Source organism: Azospirillum sp. UENF 211521 (genome assembly GCF_058780535.1).
This window is the reverse complement of the sequence record NZ_JBSNCF010000001.1, coordinates 2531934-2553749: the sequence shown is the minus strand read 5'-3', so window position 1 is coordinate 2553749 and position 21816 is coordinate 2531934. Positions and strand designations below refer to the sequence as shown.

Sequence of the window (21816 nt, the reverse complement as noted above, 5' to 3'; positions counted from 1 at the left end):
CGCCCGACCTTCGTGTCCGTGGAGAGTCTGCCCCGATGTCCATCTCCACCGCCACGCGCACCGCCGTCTGGCCCGGCAAGCCCTATCCCCTCGGAGCGAATTGGGACGGGTTCGGGGTCAACTTCGCCCTGTTCTCCGCGCACGCCGAGAAGGTCGAGCTGTGCCTGTTCGACCAGACCGGCCAGCGCGAGGTCGAGCGGGTCGTCCTGCCGGAGCACACCGACGAGGTCTGGCACGGCTATCTGCCGGAGGCCCGGCCCGGCCTGCTCTACGGCTACCGCGTCCACGGCCCTTACGAGCCGGCGGCGGGACACCGCTTCAACCCGAACAAGCTGCTGCTCGATCCCTATGCCAAGGCGCTGTTCGGGCCGTTCCGCTGGTCGGACGCCCATTACGGCTACCGCGTCGGCTCGACGCGCGAGGATCTGTCCTTCGACCGGCGCGACAACGCGCGCGGCATGCCCAAGTGTCGGGTGGTGGACCGCGCCTTCACCTGGGGGCACGACCGGCACCCGGCGGTTCCCTGGTCGGACACGGTCATCTACGAGACTCATGTCGGCGGCTTCACCATGCGCCACCCGGAGGTGCCGGCCCCGCTGCGCGGCACCTTCGCCGGGATGTCGACCCACGCGGTGATCGATTATCTGAAGGCGCTGGGCATCACCTCGGTGGAGTTCCTGCCGGTGCAGTCCTTCGCCGACGACCGGCATCTGGTCGGGCAGGGCTTGCGCAACTACTGGGGCTACAACAGCGTCGGCTTCTTCGCGCCCGAGCCGCGCTACATGACCACCGGCGTGCTGTCGGAGTTCAAGACCATGGTCGCCCGCCTGCACGAGGCGGGGATCGAGGTCATCCTCGACGTGGTCTACAACCACACGGGCGAGGGCAACCATCTCGGCCCGACCCTGTCCTTCAAGGGCATCGACAACCTCAGCTACTACCGGCTGCTGCCCGACAACCCGCGCTTCTACATCAACGACACCGGCACGGGGAACACCCTGAATCTCAGCCACCCGCGCGTGCTCCAGATGGTCATGGACAGCTTGCGCTACTGGGTGACGGAGATGCACGTCGATGGCTTCCGCTTCGACCTCGCCACCGTCCTGGCGCGGGAGCCCTATGGGTTCGACCCCGGTTCGGGCTTCCTCGACGCCGTGCGGCAGGACCCGGCGCTGGCCGACGTCAAGCTGATCGCCGAGCCGTGGGACGTCGGTCCCGGCGGCTATCAGGTCGGCAATTTCCCGCCGGGCTGGGCGGAGTGGAACGACCGCTACCGCGACACCGTGCGCCGCTACTGGCGCGGCGACGACGGCATGCTGCCGGAACTGGCGGGGCGGATCGCCGGCTCGTCGGACCTGTTCGAGAAGCGCGGGCGGCGGCCCTGGTCGTCGGTGAACTTCGTCACGGCGCACGACGGCTTCACCCTGCACGACCTCGTCTCCTACAACGACAAGCACAACTGGGCCAACGGCGAGGACAACCGCGACGGCCACTCCGCCAACCATTCCTGGAACCACGGGGTGGAGGGCGACACCGACGACCCGGCGGTCCGCGAGGCCCGCGCCAAGCAGAAACGCAACCTGCTGGCCACCCTGTTCCTGTCGCAGGGCACGCCGATGATTCTGGCCGGCGACGAGATCGGTCACAGCCAGAAGGGCAACAACAACGCCTATTGCCAGGACAACGAGACCTCCTGGCTCGACTGGGCGCGGCTGAAGGGAGAGGGCGGGCCGATGCTCGCCTTCGTCAAGCGGCTGATCGCGTTGCGCAAGGCGCACCCGGTGCTGCGCCGCCCGGTGTTCCTGCACGGCCGCCGCACTTCCGCGGACGGGCTGAAGGACATCGTCTGGTACACCCCGCAGGGGGTTGAGAAGTCGGCGGAGGATTGGCGCAACGGCCACGCGCGCTGCATCATGCTGCTGCTGAACGGCCATGCCGGAAGCTACACCGGGGTGGACGGGGCGCCGCAGGACGACGGGGTTCTGCTGATCGTGCTGAACGCCCACACCGACACCGTGAACGTCACCCTGCCGGAGGTGCCCGACGCGCGCGGATGGCGCTGCGTGCTCGACACCCGCGTGGCGGACGGCGCCGGCGACGGGCGGATGCAACTCGCCGGGCGGACGATGCCGGTGGACGGGCGGACCGCGCTGGTGTTCGTGCAGGTCGAATCGCCCGGTCGTTGATGCGGGTCAATAGGTGGTTTTTTCCGCCTGTGCTAACGTCGGGACCGGGGGTGGGTCCTCCACCTCCGGTTTTCGCGGAACCGACGCATGCCCGACTACGACTTCTCCCTGGTTGATGCGGCCATCATCGACACGCAGTCCAACAGCCAGCGCGTCCTGCGCGAGGTGCTGGCGCGGCTGGGGATGAAGAAGACGGCGGTGCATGGCTCGGCCCAGGACGCGGCGGAGGCGGTGACCGCGGCCACGCCGGACCTGATCCTGCTGGACATCGACGGCGAGGAGCCGGAGGCGCTGCGCCTCATCCGCCGCCTGCGCAACGAGCCGGACACCCGCAACCCCTACGCCTGCATCGTCGCCACGACGTGGCAGCCGACGCCGCTGCTGCTCATGCGCGTCACCAACGCCGGGGCCGACGACCTGCTGGTGAAGCCGGTGTCGCCCAAGAAGGTGCAGGACCGGCTGGCCGCCCTGATCGAATCGCGCAAGAAGTTCGTGGTGACTGCCGACTACACCGGCCCCGACCGGCGCAAGTCGCCGCGCGAGGGCGCCCAGGTGCCGCTGCTCGACGCGCCGAACACGCTGCGGCTGAAGGCCACCAACCGCTGGGCCCACATCAACGCCCGACAGCTGATGGCCGAGGCCAACCACTTCGTCAACGAGCAGAAGCTGCTGCGCATCAGCGTGCAGGTCGCCTTCCTGATCGAGTTCGCCGCCCCCGGCCTAGCCGTCCGTCCGCCGGAGCGCATGGCGATGGAGCATGTGGGCCGCGTTCCCGCCTTTCTCGACGACCTGCTCCGCCGCCTCGACGACCTGAGCGAGCCGGGGCCGACGGAATCGGTCGCCAAGTCCTTGAAGATGATGGCCGAGCGGCTGCGGCTCCACGCCGAATCGGGCGCCGTCGCGGCGGAGGAGCTGGAGAGCGCCCGCTCGCTCGCCCGCGACCTCATGCGGGCCGTGGACACGGTCCGCTCCCTGGACGCCATGATGGCCGAGGTCGCCGCCGCCGTGTCCGGTTACCGCACCCGTCTGGAGCAGATGACACAGGCCAAGGCGGAGGCCGCGCGGGCGGCCTTGGCGGTGCCGGCGGCCGGTGGGAATGCCTCGAAAGAGGCGGTGGAAGGATGACCCGGCGAAGGGCGCGCCGCTGACGGCGAAGCCGGGATCATCCAGGGTTGCGGCGCGTTGTCACCCTTGCCCCGTCGCCGCCCGCGAAAGCGTTGCGGTCAATATGAAAATTCGAATGTTCGGGGCTGGACGGAATCGGCCCGACGCGCAATGCTCGCGCGCAGGCCGTTGCGGCCACGATGACGCCACCAAGACGCCACGACCGACAAACGCGGGGACCCCTGAATGAGCGATCTCGACCGGCTTGCCGAACGGCTTGGCATCGAGCCCTTCTACCATGACATCTGGGGCAGCCGGCGCGAGACCTCCGACGCGACGAAGCGGGCGCTGTCCGCCGCCATGGGCTATCCCGCCGGCACCGGCGAAGAGCTGGCGGCGAGCCTGCACGCGGTGGAGGACCGGGCGTGGCGGCGCATGCTTCCCCCCGTCCTGGTGATCGACGAGGGGGCGCCGCTCAGCCTCGCCCTGGCCGTCCCGGCCGGTCTGGAGGACGCCGAGCTGACCTGGACGCTGACCGAGGAGGGCGGGCTCGCCCACCGCGCGTCGCTGCGTGTCGGCAACCTGCCGCTGGCCGACCAGCGGGTGCTCGACGGCGTGGCCTACGAGCGCCGCACGGTCTCCACCCGCCTGCCGCCGACGCTGCCGCTCGGCTATCACCGCTTGCAGGTGGTGATCCGGCCCCAGGGCGTGGGCGGCACGCTGGAGGGCGGCACGGTGCTGATCGTCGCGCCGCAGCGCTGCCTGACGGTGGAGGACGTGGTGCCCGGCGGACGCACCTGGGGCATCGGGTTGCAGCTCTACGCGCTGAAGAGTGGCGACGACTGGGGCATCGGCGACTTCGACGACCTCGGGCGCTTCGCCGAGACGGCGGCGGGGCTCGGCGCCGGGCTGGTCGGGCTGAACCCGCTGCACGCTCTGTTCCCCGCCGACCCCAACCACATCGGCCCCTATTCGCCGAGCAGCCGGACCTTCCTTAACAGCCTCTACATCGACGTCGAGCGGGTGCCGGAGCTGGCGGCCACGCCGCAGGCGCAGGCCCTCATCGCGTCGGAGGACTTCCGCCAGCGGCTGGCCGCCGTGCGGGCGACGGAGCTGGTGGACTATCCCTCCGTTTCCGCCCTGAAGATGCCGGTCCTGGAGGCGCTGCACGCCACCTTCCGGGCGCTGGGCGAGAGCGACGCGCGGCGACAGGCGTTCGAAGCGTTCCGGCGCGAGATGGGCGAGCCGCTGCGCCGCCACGCCGTGTTCGAGGCGCTGCACGAGCATTTCTACCGCCGCGACCCGTCCCAGTGGATGTGGCGGACGTGGCCGCCGGCCTTCCAGCATCCGGACAGCCCGGAGGTCCAGGACTTCGCCGCCGAGCAGGCCGAGCGGATCGAGTTCTTCGAGTATCTGCAATGGGAGGCCGACCGCCAGCTCGGCACGGCGGCGGAGCGCGGGCGGCGGGCCGGGCTGCCGATCGGCTTCTACCGCGACCTCGCGGTGGCGGCGCATCCCGGCGGGGCGGCGGCCTGGGGCGAATCGGGCATCCTGGTGCAGGGCGCCAACGTCGGCGCGCCGCCGGACCAGTTCAACATGAAGGGGCAGAACTGGGGTCTCGCCCCGCTGTCGCCGGTGGGCCTGCGCGAATCGGCCTATGGCAGCTTCATCGCCATGCTGCGCGCCAACATGCGCCACGCTGGGGCGCTGCGCATCGACCATGTGATGGCCCTGCAGCACCTGTTCTGGATTCCGGCGGACGGCAGCGACGGCGCCTATGTCGAGTACCCGTTCGAGGATCTGCTGCGGATCATCGCGCTGGAAAGCCGGCGCAATCGCTGCATCGTCATCGGCGAGGATCTCGGCACCGTGCCGGAGGGCTTCCGCCCGGCGCTGGAGCGGGCCGGCATCCTCAGCTACCGCGTGCTGTATTTCGAGCGCAGCGCCGATGGCGGGTTCAAGGCGCCGCAGGAGTATCCGGCCGGGGCGATGGTCACGGTGACCACCCACGACCTCGCCACCTTCAAGGGCTTCTGGACCAACCGCGACCTCGACTGGCGGGCCCGGCTCGACCTCTATCCCGACGAGGCGGCGCGCAACAAGGACGTCTGGGACCGCGGCGTGGACCGCTGGTGGATGCTCCAGGCGCTGGAGCGGGAAGGGCTGCGCCCGGCCAACTACCCGAACAACGAGGGCTCGCAACCCTTCTCGCGCGAGCTGATGGAGGCGGTGCACCGCTACCTGTCCCGCTCGCCGGGGCGCATCGCCATGGTGCAGATCGAGGACGCGCTGGGCGAGGTGGAGCAGCCGAACCTGCCGGGCACTGTGGACCAGCATCCCAACTGGCGCCGCCGCCTTGGCCTGCCGGTCGAGGCGATGGCCGGGGATGAGGGGGTGCGCCGGCTGGCCGAGGCGGTGCGCAGCGAGCGGTCCTGAGGCCGGCCGGACCGGAAGCTGATTGCTATCCCGCGCTATTGGCTTACACTTCGCCTCAGTCGTCGGGCAAAAGAACAGGGAGCCGCGCGCCACGCCGCGCGGCCGATCAAGACGGAGGGGTAGATGAAAGGTGATCCGAAGGTTATCCGGCACCTCAACACGATTCTGACGAACGAGCTGACGGCCATCAACCAGTATTTCCTGCACGCCCGCATGTTGAAGAACTGGGGCCTGCATCGGCTGGCGGGCAAGGTCTACGAGGAATCCATCGGCGAGATGAAGCACGCCGACAAGCTGATCGAGCGCATCCTGTTCCTGGAAGGTCTTCCCAACCTGCAGGACCTGCACAAGCTGAAGATCGGCGAAGACCTGCCGGAGATGTTCACCGCCGACCTCGGCATCGAGAGCCACAACCGCGGCAACCTGCTGGAGGCCATCGCCGACTGCGACGCGGTGCGCGACTATCAGAGCCGCGAGATCTTCCGGGAGATCCTGGAGGACACCGAGGAGCACATCGACTGGCTGGAGACCCAACTCGACCTGATCCAGCGCGTGGGCCTGACCGCCTACCAGCAGGAGCAGATCTACGGCGAGGATTCCTCGTCCTGAGCGATGGGGTCTTGAACCACCGTCAAAGGTGCGCTGTCTAGACGGACACCCCAGCCGACGCACCGGTCGCATAGGCCGCGGCGTCGGCCTTGCGGTAGGCGGTGATGGCGGCGGACCAGGGTTCGATGTGCAGGCCGCTGCCCATGGCGTCCTGATGGATGCTCTGCGCGAGGAAACCGGCGTTCGGCATCGCGCTCAGCCGTGGAGACGCGCCGGTCACCGGCCGGTCGCCGGCCTCCGCATCGTCCAAAGCGAATTTCGAGGAGGAACCGGCGCGGCCGGCGCGGTTGCCGTCCGCTCCGCCCAGTTCCGTGCGGTTTGCGCTTTTCAGCGCGTCGTCGGTGGCCGAGACGTCGTCGGAGCGCCGGCGCTCCTGTTCCCCCGGCACGCGCCGGATGGGCTGCACCGCAATGGCTTCGCTGGCCAACATCTGCCGAAGCCGACCCATCCCGGACAGGGACTGAGCGCTCGACGCCGATGATAGGGACAGGATGCTGGACACGGGGGCGGGGCGGCTTGTGGGTGAACTTGGTCCCGTATGGTATCAGCGCAAAGCTTCCCGATGCCTTAAAAAATTCGGGCAGGGGCACGGCGCCGTGGTGGCCGTCCATCCGACGGCGCCGAGGGTTGCGGTTCTGAGGGGTTAAGCCCCCTTGCGGCCACGAATATTGCGGCGGACGACCGACTGCGCCTCCACGATCAGATCGCTGCCACCCAGGACGCGGGTGAACAGCGCCTTCACCGTCGCTTGTCCATGCACCGTCAGCACACCGCTGCGCGTGTCGTCCTCGATCTTCAGCACCGCGGTGTGGGCGCCCAGGAAGCTCCTGGAAAAGGCGTTGTCGAAGAAGCTGCGGATGTGACCGTCCCGCTGGTCGTCGAACATCACCCGCCCACCGGCCAGGGCCGCCGCGTCCACCGCCTGTGCCAAACGGGCCTGCACGGCGTAACCGCGCACCGTCTCCAGGGTGTAGCCGGCGCCCACCGTCAGGGGGAGGCCGAGTGCGACGATCAAGGCCAGCGCAAGCCTGCGCCCGGAGCGCCGTTCCTGCCGATGCTGGAGCGCGTAAGGGTGGTAGACCATCACCATCGCCGGACCCAAAAAAATGTGAAGGAGAACGCAAGACCAAATCTGCCGGGTTTGCCTTAATGAGCGATTAACGGCGGTCAAATAAGTCTTTGAATGTTTAAAAGCGTTATAACGAGAGCGTGTGTTCGTCCGCGCATTCTCTCATTATTATTTTGAGTTGTGCGAAGCTTTTTATCGTTATGAAGCCAAAATGGTTCGAAATTCGTATTAAATCCCTTCGGCGGTCCGGCATGGCGGGGCCGCCAGAGACCATAAGGATTCCGCGCGGCATCGGAAGGGCGAAAAAGAAGGATCGGCCATGCGGCTCGGCGATGCGCCGAAAGGATGCGGGAATAAAGCCGTCTGTCCCGGCGTCCACGATCCACCATCGTCTGAACAACAAGGCAGGGGAGGGCACCCATGGTCCGCACCATCTTTGGGGCTGGTATCGGCGCTGCGCTATCGGCGGCGGTGCTGTTGACCGCGGCACCGGCATCCGCACAGACGTCCGGAGGTTCCCCAGGCATGACCTTCTTCATCACCAGCGTGGGATCGGGGAAGGGCGCCGATCTCGGCGGCCTGGAGGGTGCTGACCGCCACTGCCGGCAACTGGCGCAGGCCGTCGGGGCGGGGAACCGCGACTGGAAGGCCTATCTGTCCACCCAGGCGGCGGACGGGCGGCCCGCGGTCAACGCCCGCGACCGCATCGGCGCCGGCCCCTGGCAGAACGCCAAGGGGCAGGTGATCGCCCGCACTGTGGAGGATCTGCACGCCGCCAACGGTCTGACCAAGGAGACCGGGCTGACCGAAACCGGCGAGACGGTCAAAGGCCGCGGCGACACCCCCAACACGCACGACATCCTGACCGGCAGCCAGCCGGACGGCCGGGCCTTCGACGGCGCGGAGGACCGCACCTGCGGCAACTGGACCCGCAGCGGGGCCGAGGGTGCGGCCATGGTCGGCCATCACGACCGCATCGGGCTGAGCGACGACCCGCCGGCCAAATCCTGGAACAGCTCGCACCTGACGCGTGGGGGCTGTAGCCAGGACGCCCTGAAGGGCACGGGCGGGGCGGGGCTGCTCTACTGCTTCGCGGCGAACTAGCCGGCATGGGGCGGGAGGCTCGTCCGCCCGCTCCCTTTCCGCCGGCGTCCCGGGGCGCTACAGTCGCCACTTCCTGACAGTGTGTGGAGGCGGCCCGATGCGGGGCGGGGCGTGGCGTTCGGCGGTGCTGGGCTTTGCGGTGGCGGGCATGGCGCTCGCCTTCCTGGGGGTTGAGATTGGGCGGCTGGCCGTCGCCGACCCCGAGCGCTCCCTGCTGGACATGGGGGCCGTCGGGCTCGGCGTGCTGGCGCTGTGGATGGCCTTCGCCCGGCTGAACCGCCATTTCCGCGATCTGGGCCGGCTGCGCGAGACCCTGTCGGCGTGGCGCGGGCGCAACGCCGCCTCCCTCGCCGCCGATGCGAAGGAGGACGAGGCCGGCGACCTCGCGCGGGCGGCGGCGGAGGCGCTGCGCCATGGCCGCCATGGCGAGGCGCGTCCCGGCGAGCGGCTGGCCGGCGTGATCGCCGCGCTGGAGGAGCCGGTGGTGGTGCTCGACGACTTCGGGCGGATCGAGACGCTGAACCCCGCGGCCTCCGCCCATCTCGGTCTGGCGGTGGGGGCCGACATCTACGACCACCTGTCGCGCCCCGAGCTGTTCCGCGCCATCGAGCGGGCGCGCGAAAACGGCCAGATGGTCTCCGCCCTGCTGCGCCGCGCCCAGGGCGGCGAGGTGCCGGTGCGCGTCAAGGATCTGGGGCTTCAGTCGGGGATCGCCCTGGTCTTTCCGGCGAAGGCCGGCGAGGCGCAGCCGCTGCTGTCCGGCGAGCGGCTGCTCCTGCGCCCGAACGCCCGTCCCGTCCACCTCGGCGACGAGGACCCGCTGCTGGCGTTGCCGTTGGTCAGCCTGTGGGTCGCCACCGCCGCCACGCCCGTCACCGGCCGCCCGGAGGACGGGCCGGTCGTCGCGGTGGGCACGGTGCGGATGGTCGGGCCGCGCGTCTTCCGCAGCCTTTCTCTGGAGCTATTCATCGACCCCGGCGCCCCCATCCCGGCGGAGGGCTCCGCGCTCCACGGCGTGACCACGGCGATGGTGGCGGGCGCCCGGCCCTTCGCCGCGGCCTGGCCGGTGATCGCCGACGCCCTGCGCGGCTGCGCGGTGGTCGGCGTGGGGGTCGAGGCGTCGCTCCGCACGTTGGCCCGCGCCTGCCGCGACGCCGGCCTGCCGGAACCGGAGGCACCGCCGACGCTCGACCTCGCGCGGCTGGCCGCGGCGCTCGACCCGGCCTTGGAGGGGCCCCCGGACGGGGCGTCGCTGGAGCGTCTGGCCGCCGCCTTCGGCGTCGCGGCCGACCGCCGCCTGGGTCCCTTCTCCCCCGCGCTGGTCGAGGCGGAACTGGCCGCGGTCCTGCTGAAGCAGCTCGACCGTCGGGGGATCGTCACGCACGGGCAGGCGCGGGCCTTCGCCGCCGGTCAGGCGGGCGCGTTGCCCCAGTGAACCTTGCCCCAGTGAACCTTGCCCGGTTGACGGTTCACCGCCATTTCGGCCGCCGCCCGGCCTTCAGCGCCTGCACCGCCTGATCGAGCGTCTGCAGGAACTTCGACTTGTCCTGCTGGCTCATCGGCTTGTTGCCGCCGCTGACCACGCCCATGTCGCGCAGGTCCTGCATCAGCGCGCGGGTGGCGATGGCCGAACCGATGCTGTCCTCGGTGAAGGGGCGGCCGGTCGGGCCGATCACCACGGCGCGCTTCTTGACGCAGCGGTCGGCGAGCTGGATGTCGGCGGTGACCACGATGTCGACCTCGGTCGCGTGCTCGGCGATCCAGTTGTCGGCGGCGTCGAACTCCGACCCGACGACGACCAGTTCCGACAGGCATTCGTTGGGCAGGCGGAGCGGGCCGTTGCTGACGATCCACACCTTGATTCCGTTGCGCCCGGCCACCCGGTAAATTTCCGACTTTACCGGGCAGGCATCGGCATCCACATAAATCTCGACCACCCGGCTTCCCTCCTTCGCCGTTTCATGCCGCGTCCTTATGCGCTAAAACCCTGAGCGAGCGAAGTGGCGCCGCGGATGGCGTCCTGGATTTTTCCTTTTTGTGCAGAAGGGTCGGAGCGGCGCATGGCGTCCTATCAATATGTCTATGTGATGAAGGGCCTGTCCAAGGTCTACCCCGGCGGCAAGAAGGTTCTGGACAACATCTGGCTGTCCTTCCTGCCCGGCGTGAAGATCGGCGTCCTCGGCGTCAACGGCGCCGGTAAGTCGACCCTGATGAAGATCATGGCCGGCCTGGACAAGGACTATTCGGGCGAGGCCTGGGCCGCGCAGGGCGCCAAGGTCGGCTACCTGTCGCAGGAGCCGCAGCTCGACCCGACGAAGACGGTTCAGGAGAACGTCCTGGAGGCCCTGGCCGAGACCAAGGGCCTGCTGGACCGCTTCAACGCCGTGTCGGAGGCGATGGGCGACCCGGACGCCGACTTCGACGCGCTGATGGCCGAGCAGGCCGAGCTTCAGGAGAAGATCGACGCCGCCGACGCCTGGGACATCGACCGGACGGTCGAAATCGCCATGGACGCGCTGCGCTGCCCGCCGGGCGATTCCGACGTGACCAAGCTGTCCGGCGGTGAGCGGCGCCGCGTCGCCCTGTGCAAGCTGCTCCTGGAGAAGCCCGACCTGCTTCTGCTCGACGAGCCGACCAACCATCTGGACGCCGAGTCCGTGGCGTGGCTGCAGAAGCACCTGGAGGACTACAAGGGCACCGTCGTCCTGGTCACCCACGACCGCTACTTCCTCGACAACGTGACGGGCTGGATTCTCGAACTCGACCGCGGATCAGGCATCCCCTACGAGGGCAACTACTCCTCCTGGCTGGAGCAGAAGCAGAAGCGCCTGGAACAGGAAGGCCGCGCCGAGGAGGCCCGCCAGAAGCAGCTCGCCACCGAGCTGGAATGGATCCGGCAGTCCCCGCGCGCCCGTCAGGCCAAGAGCAAGGCCCGCATCTCCGCCTACGAGACCTTGCTCGCCGAGAGCGGCAAGGAGACGACGGGCGAGGCCCGCATCGTCATTCCGACGCCGCCGCGCCTGGGCAACGTCGTCATCGAGGCCGAGAGCATCAACAAGGGCTTCGGCGACCGCCTGCTGATCGACGGCCTGTCCTTCCGCCTGCCGCCGGGCGGCATCGTCGGCGTGATCGGCCCGAACGGCGCCGGCAAGACCACCCTGTTCCGCATGATCACCGAGCAGGACGGGCCGGACGCCGGCACCTTCCGCGTCGGCGAGACGGTGAAGCTGGGCTATGTCGACCAGAGCCGTGATTCGCTGAACCCGAACAAGACCGTGTGGGAGGAGATCTCCGACGGGCTGGACATCATCGACCTCGGCAAGAAGTCGATGCCCAGCCGCGCCTACGTCTCGTCCTTCAACTTCCGCGGTCCGGACCAGCAGAAGAAGGTCGGCCAGCTCTCCGGTGGTGAGCGCAACCGCGTCCACCTCGCCAAGATGCTGAAGTCCGGCGCCAACGTGCTGCTGCTCGACGAACCGACCAACGACCTGGACGTCGACACGCTGCGGGCGCTGGAAGAGGCGCTGGAGAGCTTCGCCGGCTGCGCCGTGGTCATCAGCCACGATCGCTGGTTCCTCGACCGCCTCGCCACCCACATCCTGGCCTTCGAGGGCGACAGCCATGTGGAGTGGTTCGAGGGCAACTTCGAAGCCTACGAGGCCGACAAGAAGCGCCGTCTGGGCGAGGATGCGGTGAATCCGCATCGCATCAAGTACAAGCCGCTCGTCCGTTCGTAACGGCGGCCCCGGCGACCCCCCTCTCCCGCCGCGGGAGAGGGGGGCTTCCGGTCACCCTTCCAGCTTCTGATGCTCCAGGAAGGCGGTCTTCAGGAGCTGCTTGAGATCGTCGCCGTACTGGTGGAAGCGCACGGACACCTGCCCCTTCCCGACGCCCTTGTGCACCACCACCATCCGCGCGGTGGCGAAGACGTCCTCCCGCCCGGCCATGGACAGGCGGCCCTCGATCGTCTCGCCCTCCTCAAACAGATTGTCCGGCGCGTAGAGGCACACCCCGCCGATCGACCAGTTGCGGGAGGAATGGGCGCCGCGGTCGGTCCGGATCACCAGACAGGGCTGGGCGTAGCGTTTCTGTGATCGCCGCTCCACCGGTGCTGGGGGCGGCGGCGGCGCGGTATCCACCGCCACCGTGATCCCCGTGCCGTCGAGCTTCGCCCCGCCCAGCTTGGCGGAACGCAGCACCGCGTCCTCCATCCGGGCGTCGCGCAGGTCGGCGCCGGTCAGGTTCGCGCCGTCGAAGTTGGCGGGCCAGGGACGGTCGCCGGACAGACGGGCGGGGCGGGCGTCGGCGCGCGCCAGCACGGCACGGGACAGCCCGGCGCGGCGAAGGTTGGTGCCGTTCAGGCAGGCCTCCGTCAGGTCGGCCCCGATCATCTCGGTGTAGGAGAGGTCGGCCATCTCCAGGCTGGCCTTGCGCAGCCGCACCCCCATCAGACGGCAGCGGCGCAGCCGGGCGGCGGCGAGCACGCGCCCGGTCAGGTCGGCCCCGATCACCGACACGAGGTCGAGATCGAGATGGCGGCCCTCCGCGCCGTGGCTGTTCACCCACCGCTCATGCTCGGCGACGGCCTCCAGGAAGGCACCCGACGGCATCGGCTTGTAGGCCGGCCTGACGATGGCGTTCTGGGGAAGGGAGGTGGGCAGGTAGTTGCGGTCGAGCGTCGCCTCGTCGATCGTCGTGCCGTCGAAGGTCACGCCGTCCAGCGTGGCGCCCCAGAAATCGGCGCCGACCAGGACGGCCGCGGTCATGTCGGCGCCTGTCAGGTCGGCGTCGTTCAGGTCGGCGCCGCTGAGGTCGCAGCCCGTGAAGTTCGCGCCGGCCAGGATGGAGCGCTCCATCTTCGCCTCGGTCAGGCGGGTGACGCCGTCGCTGCGCGGCTTGTCGTCCGTCCCGTTCATCAGCGACCCGGCGCGGAAGTCGGCCCCGCGCAGGTTGGCGTCGGTCAGGATGGCCCGGTGCAGGTTGGCGCCGCGCAGATCCGCCCCGATCAGCGTCGAGGCGGTCAGGTTCGCCCCTTCCATATCGGCGCCGAACAGGTCCGCCTGCGAGAGGTCGGCCCGGACGAGGCGGGCGCCGACCAGATTGGCCCCGGCCAGCTTCGCCCCGTTCAGGTTCACCCGGTCCAGGTTGAGATTCGAAAGATCGCGGAAGCTGAGGTCGGCCCGCCGCCCGCCGCGGCGCGTCAGCCACGTCTGGTGGGCGAGGATGATCGCCTTGATCTCATCGATCTCATTCGGAGTCCGGTCGGCCATCGGATGGGGCGCCCGCTGCTGCAACACACAAGAGAGGCTTCGGGCGCGACCATACCCCTTCCGACGGGGTTCGTCACGGAATCGCCGTTCGGGCCTTCATGAAAAAGGGGCCATGAAAAAGAGGCCATGAAAAAGGGCCGCCCGAAGGCGGCCCTTTAGATGGTCCGGTCGTTCCGGGCGTGCGGAGCGAAGGATCAGCCGGCGCTGCCCACCTTCTGGCGGAGCGCCTGGAGCAGCCCTTCGACCCGTCCGCCGTTCTGGCCGATGACCGAGGCGAATTCCTGGCGCTGCGTCACACCCATGCTGACGCCCTCGACCACCACGTCGATGATCTTGTAGGAGGTGTCGCGCTTGCGCACGCGCCAGTCCACATTCACCGGCGGGCCGTTGGGACGGACGATCTGGGTGGAGACCATGGTGTCCGCTTCGCCTTCCACGCGGGACCCGGTGATCCGGAAGGTCTCGCCCGAATACTCGACGAAGCGGTCGGCGTAGGTGTTGACGATCAGCCGCTCGAAGAGCTTCTGGTACTCGTCGTGCTGCTGCGGCGTGGCGGAGTTCCAGTAGCGGCCCAGCACCCAGCGACCGATGTAGGCCACGTCGAAGCCCTGGTAGAGCAGGGTGCGGAAGCGCTGCACCGCCTGTTCGCGCGACAGGCTCTTGTTCGAGAAGGTGGCGACGGCCTCGTTCCCCAGCGATTGGATGAACGCGGTCGCGCCCGGATCGGCCGACTGTGCGGCGGCGGGACGGCCGGCCCAGCTGCTCACCGCGAGCAGGGCCGCGCACACAAGAAACAGGCGACGTGTCATCAGCATGGCAGGCAAAAGTGGCTGCCGCGGGGGCTTTGTCAACACTCAATCGGCGAAAGGATCGAGCGCGGACGGTCGCGCCGCGGCAGGCCTCCTCCTTATTTCTTGGCGGGTTCGTCGAAATCGGGGAATTCCGGCGTCGCCGGCGCGATGTCGTTGGCGATCGCGGCGCGGCGCTGCTGCGCGTAGAGGCTGCGGGCCGTCGCGTAGAAGTCCAGCGAGTTCTTGCGCAGATCGTCGATCTCGCGCAGGAGCTGCGAGCGGCGGTCCAGGCCGGCGGCGGCGGTCCGCCCGTACATGGCGTTGTCCGCCCCGGCGGCGTTGGTGCCGATGCGGAACGGGTCGGCCAGCGTGTCGACGCCGTAGCCCAGCGTGTCGCGGACGTTCGACGGGCCGAGGAAGGGCAGCACCACATAGGGGCCCGGTCCTACGCCCCAGACGCCCAGCGTCTGGCCGAAATCCTCCGGACGGTCGCCGATGCCGGCCTCCGTCGCCACATCGGCGAGACCGCCGAGGCCGAGGATGGTGTTGGTCATGAACCGGCCGGTGGCGATCTGGGCGCCCTCGAAATTGCCCTGCAGCAGGTTGTTGGCGATGTAGAGCGGGCCGAGCAGGTTCTGGATGAAGTTGTGCACCGCCTGACGCATCGGGTCGGGGACGACGCCGACATAGACCTCCGCCGCCGGACGGATCAGCAGGATGTCCGCGGTCTCGTTGACGGCGAAGACGAATCGGTTGGGGATCTCCAGCGGATCGCTGACCGTGGCGTCGGCCTCGTTGCTGCCGGGCGCGGTCGCGCAGCCCACCATGCCGAGGGCGACAACGGCCACGGCGGCCGAGCGAAGAAGGGAGCGGGAGAGATTGGCCAGCTTCATCGGCGACGGCTCTTTCTGGGGACACGACTTTGGGCGGGGCATCCGTTCCGCGCTCCCATTGCGCCACGTCCGATGGGAAAGTCCCCCCGACGGGCGGCAACGGAGGCTGCCGGACAGGACATCGCCCGGAAAATCCGCGCGATCCCTTTGATCCGTGCCTAACACAGGCGCCGCCTTTTGACCAGCGTGCCACGCGAGGTCACCGTACGGATACCGCCTGATGTGGTAGGATTGCCGCGCCCTTCGCGCCACGTCCGGGCGTCCCGTCGGCCGTGGCTCCCCGATTGGACGGGGAAACCGGTGAAAACGTGTTTACGCTGCATAAAGATATCTTTATATCTGTATCCCGCATGGCGGACCGTGGTGGTCCGCCGATCCTTCGGGGTGATTCGGGGCGGTGCCGGCGGTCATGGACGAACTGCTTGCGACATTGAAGGCGGCGGCGGAGACCACGCGGCTCCGGCTGCTGGCGCTGTGCGCGCATGGCGAGTTGACGGTGACGGAGCTGACCCAGATCCTGGGCCAGAGCCAGCCGCGGGTGTCGCGCCATCTGAAGCTGCTGTGCGACGCCGGCCTTCTCGACCGCTTCCGCGAGGGAACCTTCGCCTTCTACCGGCTGACGGAGCGCGGCGCCTCGGCAGAGCTGGCGCGGGTGCTGGTGGACGCGATCCCGTCCGACGACCCGACCCTGACGCTGGACCTGGAACGGCTGGAGGCGATCAAGCGCGCCCGCTCCGAGGCGGCGGCCAGCTATTTCCGCGAGAACGCCGCCCGCTGGCACGAGATTCGCTCCCTGCATGTCGCGGAGCGCGAGGTCGAGGAGGCTCTGCTACGCCTGATCCCCGCCGACGGGATCGGCGACCTGCTGGACATCGGCACCGGCACGGGCCGCATGCTGGAGGTGCTGGGCCCGTGGGCCCGGCGCGCCGTGGGGGTGGACCAGTCGCGCGAGATGCTGTCCATCGCCCGCACCAAGCTGGAGGACACGGCGCTCCGCCACTGCCACGTCCGGCAGGCGGACATGTACCAGCTTCCCTTCCCATCCGGGTCCTTCGACGCGGCGGTCGTCCATCAGGTGCTGCATTTCGCGGAGTTCCCGGCCGACCTTCTGGCCGAGGCGGCGCGGGTGCTGCGGCCCGGCGGCCTGCTGCTGGTGGTCGACTTTGCTCCCCACGCCCTGGAGACCCTGCGGGCGGAGCACGCGCACCGCCGCCTGGGCTTCGCCGACGCGGAGGTCGCCGCCTGGTGCCGCCACTGCGGTCTGGACTGCGGCCCCGTGGTGCATCTGCCGGGCGAACCGCTTACCGTATCCATCTGGCCGGCGGTGCGCGCCGCGAAGGGCGCATCGCCGGCCAACCCCTCCATCCTCTCCATCAGCGGAGCCCAGTCATGACGTCCGGCACCCCGTCGGTCAGCTTCGAATTCTTCCCGCCCAAGACGGAGAAGATGGAACAGAGCCTGTGGCAGGCGATCCAGCGTCTTGCCCCGCTCGGCCCGTCCTTCGTCTCGGTGACCTACGGGGCCGGCGGCTCGACGCGCGAGCGCACGCACAACACGGTGACGCGCATCCAGAAGGAGACGGGCATCCCCGCCGCCGCCCACTTCACCTGTGTGGGCGCGACGCGCGAGGAGATCGACGCCATCGCCCGCACCTACTGGGATGCCGGCATCCGCCATCTCGTAGCCTTGCGCGGCGATCCGCCGGAGACCGAGGGCGGGGTGGGCGGGCGCTACGTCCCGCATCCCGGCGGCTACGCCTACGCCGCCGATCTGGTGGCGGGGATGAGGAAGGTCGCCGACTTCGAGATCTCCGTCGCCGCCTATCCGGAATCCCATCCGGAGGCGCCGAGCGCGCAGTTCGACCTCGACAACCTGAAGCGCAAGGTGGACGCCGGGGCGACGCGGGCGATCACCCAGTTCTTCTTCGACAACGACGCCTATTTCCGCTTCATCGACCGCTGCGCCGCCGCCGGAATCACCGTGCCGATCGTGCCCGGCATTCTACCGATCACCAACTTCGCCCGCGCGGTCGAGTTTGCCGGCAAGTGCGGGGCGGCGATGCCCCAGCGCTTTGCCGAAACCTTCGAGGGGCTGGATTCCGACCCGGAGACCCGGCAACTCGTCGCCGCGACCATGGCGGCCGAGCAGTGCCAGGCGCTTCAGGCCCAGGGCATCAAGGACTTCCACTTCTACACGCTGAACCGCTCCGACCTGACGGTGGCCATCTGCCGGATGCTGGGCGTCAAGGCCAAGCAGCCGGCGGTGTCCTGACCGCCCCCCTGTGCTAGGGTGTTGCGGATGATCGCGGTCGCGGAGGAAGGGCCATGGACAGCCGGATCGGCTACGACGACGACTTCTACGCCTGGACCCAGGAACAGGCCCGCCTTCTCCGCGAGGCCGCCCGCGAACGCCTCAACACGCCCATTGATTGGGATCATGTGGCGGAGGAGATCGAGGACATGGGCAGGAACGACCGGCGTGCGATCAACAGCCATCTTGCCCGTATCATCGAGCATCTTTTGAAACTGGAGTTCTCTCCGGCTTCCGACCCGCGCAGCGGTTGGCGGAAGTCCGTACGCGAACAGCGTGCGGCGGCCGTCGATGCGCTGGCCGACAGTCCCAGCCTGAAGGGGCATGTCGATCTTCCGTCCGCGTTCCGCCGTGGACGCGGCTTCGCCACCGACGGGCTTGGACAGGATCGCGTTGATGAACATGCCCTTCCTTCCGAATGCCCTTACGGACTTGACCAGCTTCTTGACGAAGACTGGTGGCCGGTGAACCGCCACGATCTCGTCTGAGACGCCGATTCCCTGACTTTCCGCACGACCTTCCTTCCGAAACGGACCCGATCTTCCCATGCCGCACATTCTCGACACTCTCCGCGACCGCGTCCTGCTCTGCGACGGCGGGTTCGGCAGCCGCATCCAGGCGCTCGACCTCGACGTGGAGAAGGACTACTGGGGGCACGAGAACTGCACCGACATCCTGCCGCTCTCGCGTCCGGACATCGTGCGGGAAATCCACCGCGGCTATTTCGAGTCCGGCGCGGACATGGTGGAGACGGACACCTTCGGCGCCTCCCCGGTGACGCTGGGCGAATTCGGCATCTCCGAGAAGGCGTTTGAGATCAACCAGCGCGCGGTCGAACTGGCGCGCGAGGCGGCGGAAACCTTCTCGGACGGGCAGCCGCGCTTCGTCATCGGCTCGGTCGGGCCGGGCACCAAGCTGCCCAGCCTGGGCCACATCCCCTACCAGGATCTTGAGGACAGCTTCTTCGTCCAGGCGGCCGGCCTGATCGCCGGCGGCGCCGACGCCATCCTGGTCGAGACCTGCCAGGACCCGCTGCAGATCAAGGCCGCCGTCAACGGCATCAAGCGCGCCCGCACCGAGGCCGGAAGCGACACGCCGGTCTTCGTCCAGGTGACGGTGGAGACCACGGGCACGCTGCTGGTCGGCACGGACATCGCCGCGGCGGCCACGGTGATCCAGGCGCTGGACGTGCCGCTGATGGGCCTGAACTGCGCCACCGGCCCGCTGGAGATGAGCGAGCATGTGAAGTGGCTGACCCAAAACTGGCCGGGCCTCGTCTCCGTGCAGCCGAACGCCGGCCTGCCGGAGCTGGTCGACGGCAAGACGCACTACCCGCTGCGCGCCGACGACTTCGCCCATTGGCTGGAGCGCTTCGTGACCGAGGACGGGGTGAACCTCGTCGGCGGCTGCTGCGGCACCAACGTTCCGCACATCGCGGCGGCGAACCAGATGTTGCGCAAGCTGGCCCCGGCCGGCTCGCACCGCCCGAACCCGAAGGGCCGCACGGTCCATTGGGTGCCCGCGGTCGCCTCGCTCTACTCCCAGGTCACGCTGCGCCAGGAGAACGCCTTCTTCGCCATCGGCGAGCGCTGCAACGCCAACGGCTCCAAGAAGTGGCGGGAGCTTCAGGAGAAGAACGACTGGGACGGCTGCGTCGAGATGGCGCGCGAGCAGGTGAAGGAAGGCTCGCACACGCTGGACGTCTGCACCGCCTTCGTCGGCCGCGACGAAGTGGCGGAGATGAAGGCCGTCGTGCAGCGCTTCGCCGGCTCGGTCACCGCGCCGCTGGTCATCGACTCCACCGAATACATCGTGCTGGAGAAGGCGCTGGCGCTCTACGGCGGCAAGGCGATCATCAACTCCATCAACTTCGAGGACGGCGAGGAGCCGGCCCGCAAGCGCCTCGCGCTCGCCAAGAAGTTCGGCGCGGCGGTGATCGCGCTGACCATCGACGAGGAGGGCATGGCGAAGACGCCGGAGCGCAAGCTCGCCGTCGCCAAGCGCCTCTATGACCTCGCGGTCAACGAGTTCGGTCTGCCGGCCCACGACCTGCTGTTCGACCCGTTGACCTTCACCATCGCCACCGGCAACGAGGACGACCGCAAGCTGGCCATCTGGACACTGGAGGGCATCGAGGCGATCAGCCGCGAGATGCCCGGCTGCCAGATCATCCTGGGCCTGTCCAACGTCTCCTTCGGCCTGAACGCGGCGGCCCGCCACGTCCTGAACTCGGTCTTCCTCGACCACGCGGTGAAGCGCGGCATGACCGGCGCCATCGTGCATGTGTCGAAGATCATGCCGCTGCACCAGATTCCCGAGAAAGAGGTCAAGACCGCCGAGGACCTGATCTTCGACCGCCGTGCGGAAGGGTATGACCCGCTCCAGGCCTTCATTGCCCTGTTCGAAGGCCGCAAGGCCGCGGACGCCAAGAAGAAGGCCCGCGCCGAGACGGTCGAGGAGCGGCTGAAGGAGCGCATCGTCGACGGCGACCGCACCGGGCTGGAGGACGATCTCGCCGAGGCGATGAAGACCCACCCGCCGCTGGAGATCATCAACACCTACCTGCTCGACGGCATGAAGGTGGTGGGCGAGCTGTTCGGCGCCGGCAAGATGCAGCTTCCCTTCGTGCTCCAGTCCGCGGAGACCATGAAGGCCGCCGTGGCGTGGCTGGAGCCGCACATGGAGAAGCTGGACGGCCAGCAGAAGGGCACCATGGTGCTGGCCACCGTGAAGGGCGACGTCCACGACATCGGCAAGAACCTCGTCGACATCATCCTGACCAACAACGGCTACAAGGTCGTCAACCTGGGCATCAAGCAGCCGGTCGGCGCGATCATCCAGGCGGCGAAGGAGCACAAGGCCGACGCCGTCGGCATGTCCGGCCTGCTGGTGAAATCCACCGTCGTCATGCGCGAGAATCTGGAGGAGATGACCCGCGAGGGGCTGGAGGTTCCGGTGCTGCTCGGCGGCGCCGCGCTGACCCGCGCCTATGTGGAGACGGACTGCGTGGCCTCCTACGGCTCGGGCCGCGTGGCCTATGCGGGCGACGCCTTCGACGGGCTGACCCTGATGGATCAGGTGGTGGGCGGCAGCTTCGACCAGCAGCTCGCCATCCAGCAGGCCAAGCGGGCGGGGCGGGCGGTCAACCGCCGCCGCGTGCTCGGTCAGGCGACGAGCGCCACGGTCGGTCCGGTGGACAAGGACGCCGCCCGCGCCCGCCGCGCCCGTCTGGCCGAAGGCGTGCCGGTGCCGACGCCGCCCTTCTGGGGGCCGAAGGTCATCGAGCATGTGCCGTTGAAGACGCTGGTGACCTACCTGAACGAGCGGATGCTCTACCAGCTCCAGTGGGGCTACCGGAAGGACGGCAAGTCCTTCGAGGAGTTCAAGGAGTGGGCGAAGAAGGAGCTTCGCCCGGTGCTTGACCGCATCCTCCAGATCGCCGCGAAGGAAGAGATCCTGCGGCCTCAGGCGGTCTACGGCTACTGGAAGGCGGCGGCCGACGGCGACGACGTCATCCTGTTCGCCGAGGACGGGACCAGCGAGGTCGCCCGCTTCACCCTGCCGCGTCAGGCCAAGGAGGACGGCGAGTGCATCGCCGACTTCCTGCGCGACGTGAACGACGGCGAGCGCGACGTGCTGGGCCTGCAGATCGTCACCATGGGCCAGCATTGCGCCGAGGTGGCGCGGGACTGGTTCGCCGAGAACCGTTACCAGGACTATCTCTACCTGCACGGACTGTCGGTGGAGATGACCGAGGCCATGGCGGAGTATGTACACGCCCGCATCCGCGCGGAGCTGGGCTACGGCGCCGAGGACAGCCGCGACAAGGAGAAGCTGCTGCAGCAGGCCTACCGCGGCAGCCGCTACAGCTTCGGCTACCCGGCCTGCCCGAACCTCGCCGACCAGGAGCAGCTTCTGACGCTCCTCGACGCCGGCCGGATCGGCGTGGAGATGTCCGACGAGCACCAGCTCCACCCGGAGCAGAGCACGTCCGCCATCGTCCTCCACCACCCGCGGGCGAAGTACTTCAGCGTGTGATGATAA

The 21816-nt window shown here is 68.8% G+C and carries 17 protein-coding genes; 11 read left to right on the top strand and 6 right to left on the bottom strand.

Annotation, left to right across the window (positions count from 1 at the left end):
* The first annotated feature begins 35 nt into the window (after positions 1-35).
* The 4 genes from glgX (at position 36) to bfr (ending at position 6335) form a co-directional block, all read left to right on the top strand.
* Positions 36-2186 (top strand): glycogen debranching protein GlgX, encoded by a 2151-nt coding sequence (gene glgX, locus ACWPN5_RS12030; RefSeq protein ID WP_492295514.1) that lies wholly within the window; start codon positions 36-38, stop codon positions 2184-2186.
* A gap of 87 nt (positions 2187-2273) precedes the next feature.
* Entirely contained in the window at positions 2274-3311 is a 1038-nt protein-coding gene (locus ACWPN5_RS12025) for a response regulator (protein WP_145686817.1), read from the top strand.
* Positions 3312-3536: 225 nt separating this feature from the next.
* Complete coding sequence (gene malQ / locus ACWPN5_RS12020) at positions 3537-5726, top strand: 4-alpha-glucanotransferase (RefSeq protein ID WP_492295511.1); 2190 nt, start codon at positions 3537-3539, stop codon at positions 5724-5726.
* Positions 5727-5849: 123 nt separating this feature from the next.
* A complete protein-coding gene (gene bfr / locus ACWPN5_RS12015; RefSeq protein ID WP_014240606.1) occupies positions 5850-6335 on the top strand; it encodes a bacterioferritin in 486 nt (161 codons plus the stop codon).
* 37 nt (positions 6336-6372) lie between these two features.
* Here the strand turns inward: bfr and ACWPN5_RS12010 are convergent, their stop codons facing one another.
* Positions 6373-6765, bottom strand: coding sequence for a hypothetical protein (locus tag ACWPN5_RS12010; RefSeq protein WP_492295509.1), 393 nt, complete (start codon positions 6763-6765; stop codon positions 6373-6375).
* A 213-nt stretch (positions 6766-6978) separates the two neighbouring features.
* A complete protein-coding gene (locus tag ACWPN5_RS12005) occupies positions 6979-7419 on the bottom strand; it encodes a hypothetical protein (protein WP_492295507.1) in 441 nt (146 codons plus the stop codon).
* A gap of 510 nt (positions 7420-7929) precedes the next feature.
* Here ACWPN5_RS12005 and ACWPN5_RS12000 point away from each other — a divergent pair.
* Together ACWPN5_RS12000 and ACWPN5_RS11995 are read left to right on the top strand one after the other, a co-directional pair.
* Positions 7930-8508 (top strand): hypothetical protein, encoded by a 579-nt coding sequence (locus ACWPN5_RS12000; RefSeq protein WP_247883216.1) that lies wholly within the window; start codon positions 7930-7932, stop codon positions 8506-8508.
* Between the two features lie 97 nt (positions 8509-8605).
* Positions 8606-9943 carry a PAS domain-containing protein gene (locus ACWPN5_RS11995; RefSeq protein ID WP_200477933.1) on the top strand — a complete coding sequence of 446 codons (1338 nt, stop codon included), beginning with the start codon at positions 8606-8608 and terminating at the stop codon, positions 9941-9943.
* 34 nt (positions 9944-9977) lie between these two features.
* Here the strand turns inward: ACWPN5_RS11995 and ACWPN5_RS11990 are convergent, their stop codons facing one another.
* Positions 9978-10445, bottom strand: a complete 468-nt coding sequence (locus ACWPN5_RS11990) for a YaiI/YqxD family protein (protein WP_492295504.1) — start codon at positions 10443-10445, stop codon at positions 9978-9980.
* A 123-nt stretch (positions 10446-10568) separates the two neighbouring features.
* On the opposite strand from ACWPN5_RS11990, the gene ettA reads away from it, so the two are divergent.
* Positions 10569-12245, top strand: a complete 1677-nt coding sequence (gene ettA, locus ACWPN5_RS11985) for an energy-dependent translational throttle protein EttA (protein ID WP_137138788.1) — start codon at positions 10569-10571, stop codon at positions 12243-12245.
* A gap of 51 nt (positions 12246-12296) precedes the next feature.
* On the opposite strand, the gene ACWPN5_RS11980 is transcribed toward ettA, so the two are convergent.
* The 3 genes from ACWPN5_RS11980 to ACWPN5_RS11970 all read right to left on the bottom strand — a co-directional run bounded on the left by ACWPN5_RS11980 (position 12297) and on the right by ACWPN5_RS11970 (position 15462).
* A complete protein-coding gene (locus ACWPN5_RS11980) occupies positions 12297-13778 on the bottom strand; it encodes a pentapeptide repeat-containing protein (protein WP_492295502.1) in 1482 nt (493 codons plus the stop codon).
* Between the two features lie 194 nt (positions 13779-13972).
* Positions 13973-14593 carry an MlaC/ttg2D family ABC transporter substrate-binding protein gene (locus ACWPN5_RS11975; protein ID WP_492295500.1) on the bottom strand — a complete coding sequence of 207 codons (621 nt, stop codon included), beginning with the start codon at positions 14591-14593 and terminating at the stop codon, positions 13973-13975.
* 92 nt (positions 14594-14685) lie between these two features.
* Entirely contained in the window at positions 14686-15462 is a 777-nt protein-coding gene (locus tag ACWPN5_RS11970) for an MlaA family lipoprotein (protein ID WP_492295498.1), read from the bottom strand.
* A 409-nt stretch (positions 15463-15871) separates the two neighbouring features.
* On the opposite strand from ACWPN5_RS11970, the gene ACWPN5_RS11965 reads away from it, so the two are divergent.
* The 4 genes from ACWPN5_RS11965 to metH are packed head-to-tail and all read left to right on the top strand — an operon-like array spanning position 15872 to position 21810.
* Positions 15872-16855, top strand: a complete 984-nt coding sequence (locus tag ACWPN5_RS11965; RefSeq protein ID WP_492295496.1) for an ArsR/SmtB family transcription factor — start codon at positions 15872-15874, stop codon at positions 16853-16855.
* On the top strand, positions 16852-17733 hold the full coding sequence (metF, locus tag ACWPN5_RS11960; RefSeq protein ID WP_492295494.1) for a methylenetetrahydrofolate reductase [NAD(P)H]: 882 nt from the start codon (positions 16852-16854) through the stop codon (positions 17731-17733). The genes ACWPN5_RS11965 and metF overlap by 4 nt, the downstream gene beginning before the upstream one ends.
* Positions 17734-17786: 53 nt before the next feature.
* Positions 17787-18260 carry a DUF29 domain-containing protein gene (locus tag ACWPN5_RS11955; protein WP_145686794.1) on the top strand — a complete coding sequence of 158 codons (474 nt, stop codon included), beginning with the start codon at positions 17787-17789 and terminating at the stop codon, positions 18258-18260.
* A 58-nt stretch (positions 18261-18318) separates the two neighbouring features.
* Entirely contained in the window at positions 18319-21810 is a 3492-nt protein-coding gene (metH, locus tag ACWPN5_RS11950; protein ID WP_492295492.1) for a methionine synthase, read from the top strand.
* Positions 21811-21816: the final 6 nt, after the last annotated feature.

What these genes read in the sequence shown, in the direction of transcription:
- glgX (WP_492295514.1), top strand. Translation starts at nt 36, where the DNA reads ATGTCCATCTCCACCGCCACGCGCACCGCCGTCTGGCCCGGCAAGCCC.
- ACWPN5_RS12025 (WP_145686817.1), top strand. Translation starts at nt 2,274, where the DNA reads ATGCCCGACTACGACTTCTCCCTGGTTGATGCGGCCATCATCGACACG.
- malQ (WP_492295511.1), top strand. Translation starts at nt 3,537, where the DNA reads ATGAGCGATCTCGACCGGCTTGCCGAACGGCTTGGCATCGAGCCCTTC.
- bfr (WP_014240606.1), top strand. Translation starts at nt 5,850, where the DNA reads ATGAAAGGTGATCCGAAGGTTATCCGGCACCTCAACACGATTCTGACG.
- ACWPN5_RS12010 (WP_492295509.1), bottom strand. Translation starts at nt 6,765, where the DNA reads ATGTTGGCCAGCGAAGCCATTGCGGTGCAGCCCATCCGGCGCGTGCCG.
- ACWPN5_RS12005 (WP_492295507.1), bottom strand. Translation starts at nt 7,419, where the DNA reads ATGGTCTACCACCCTTACGCGCTCCAGCATCGGCAGGAACGGCGCTCC.
- ACWPN5_RS12000 (WP_247883216.1), top strand. Translation starts at nt 7,930, where the DNA reads ATGACCTTCTTCATCACCAGCGTGGGATCGGGGAAGGGCGCCGATCTC.
- ACWPN5_RS11995 (WP_200477933.1), top strand. Translation starts at nt 8,606, where the DNA reads ATGCGGGGCGGGGCGTGGCGTTCGGCGGTGCTGGGCTTTGCGGTGGCG.
- ettA (WP_137138788.1), top strand. Translation starts at nt 10,569, where the DNA reads ATGGCGTCCTATCAATATGTCTATGTGATGAAGGGCCTGTCCAAGGTC.
- ACWPN5_RS11980 (WP_492295502.1), bottom strand. Translation starts at nt 13,778, where the DNA reads ATGGCCGACCGGACTCCGAATGAGATCGATGAGATCAAGGCGATCATC.
- ACWPN5_RS11975 (WP_492295500.1), bottom strand. Translation starts at nt 14,593, where the DNA reads ATGCTGATGACACGTCGCCTGTTTCTTGTGTGCGCGGCCCTGCTCGCG.
- ACWPN5_RS11970 (WP_492295498.1), bottom strand. Translation starts at nt 15,462, where the DNA reads ATGAAGCTGGCCAATCTCTCCCGCTCCCTTCTTCGCTCGGCCGCCGTG.
- ACWPN5_RS11965 (WP_492295496.1), top strand. Translation starts at nt 15,872, where the DNA reads ATGGACGAACTGCTTGCGACATTGAAGGCGGCGGCGGAGACCACGCGG.
- metF (WP_492295494.1), top strand. Translation starts at nt 16,852, where the DNA reads ATGACGTCCGGCACCCCGTCGGTCAGCTTCGAATTCTTCCCGCCCAAG.
- ACWPN5_RS11955 (WP_145686794.1), top strand. Translation starts at nt 17,787, where the DNA reads ATGGACAGCCGGATCGGCTACGACGACGACTTCTACGCCTGGACCCAG.
- metH (WP_492295492.1), top strand. Translation starts at nt 18,319, where the DNA reads ATGCCGCACATTCTCGACACTCTCCGCGACCGCGTCCTGCTCTGCGAC.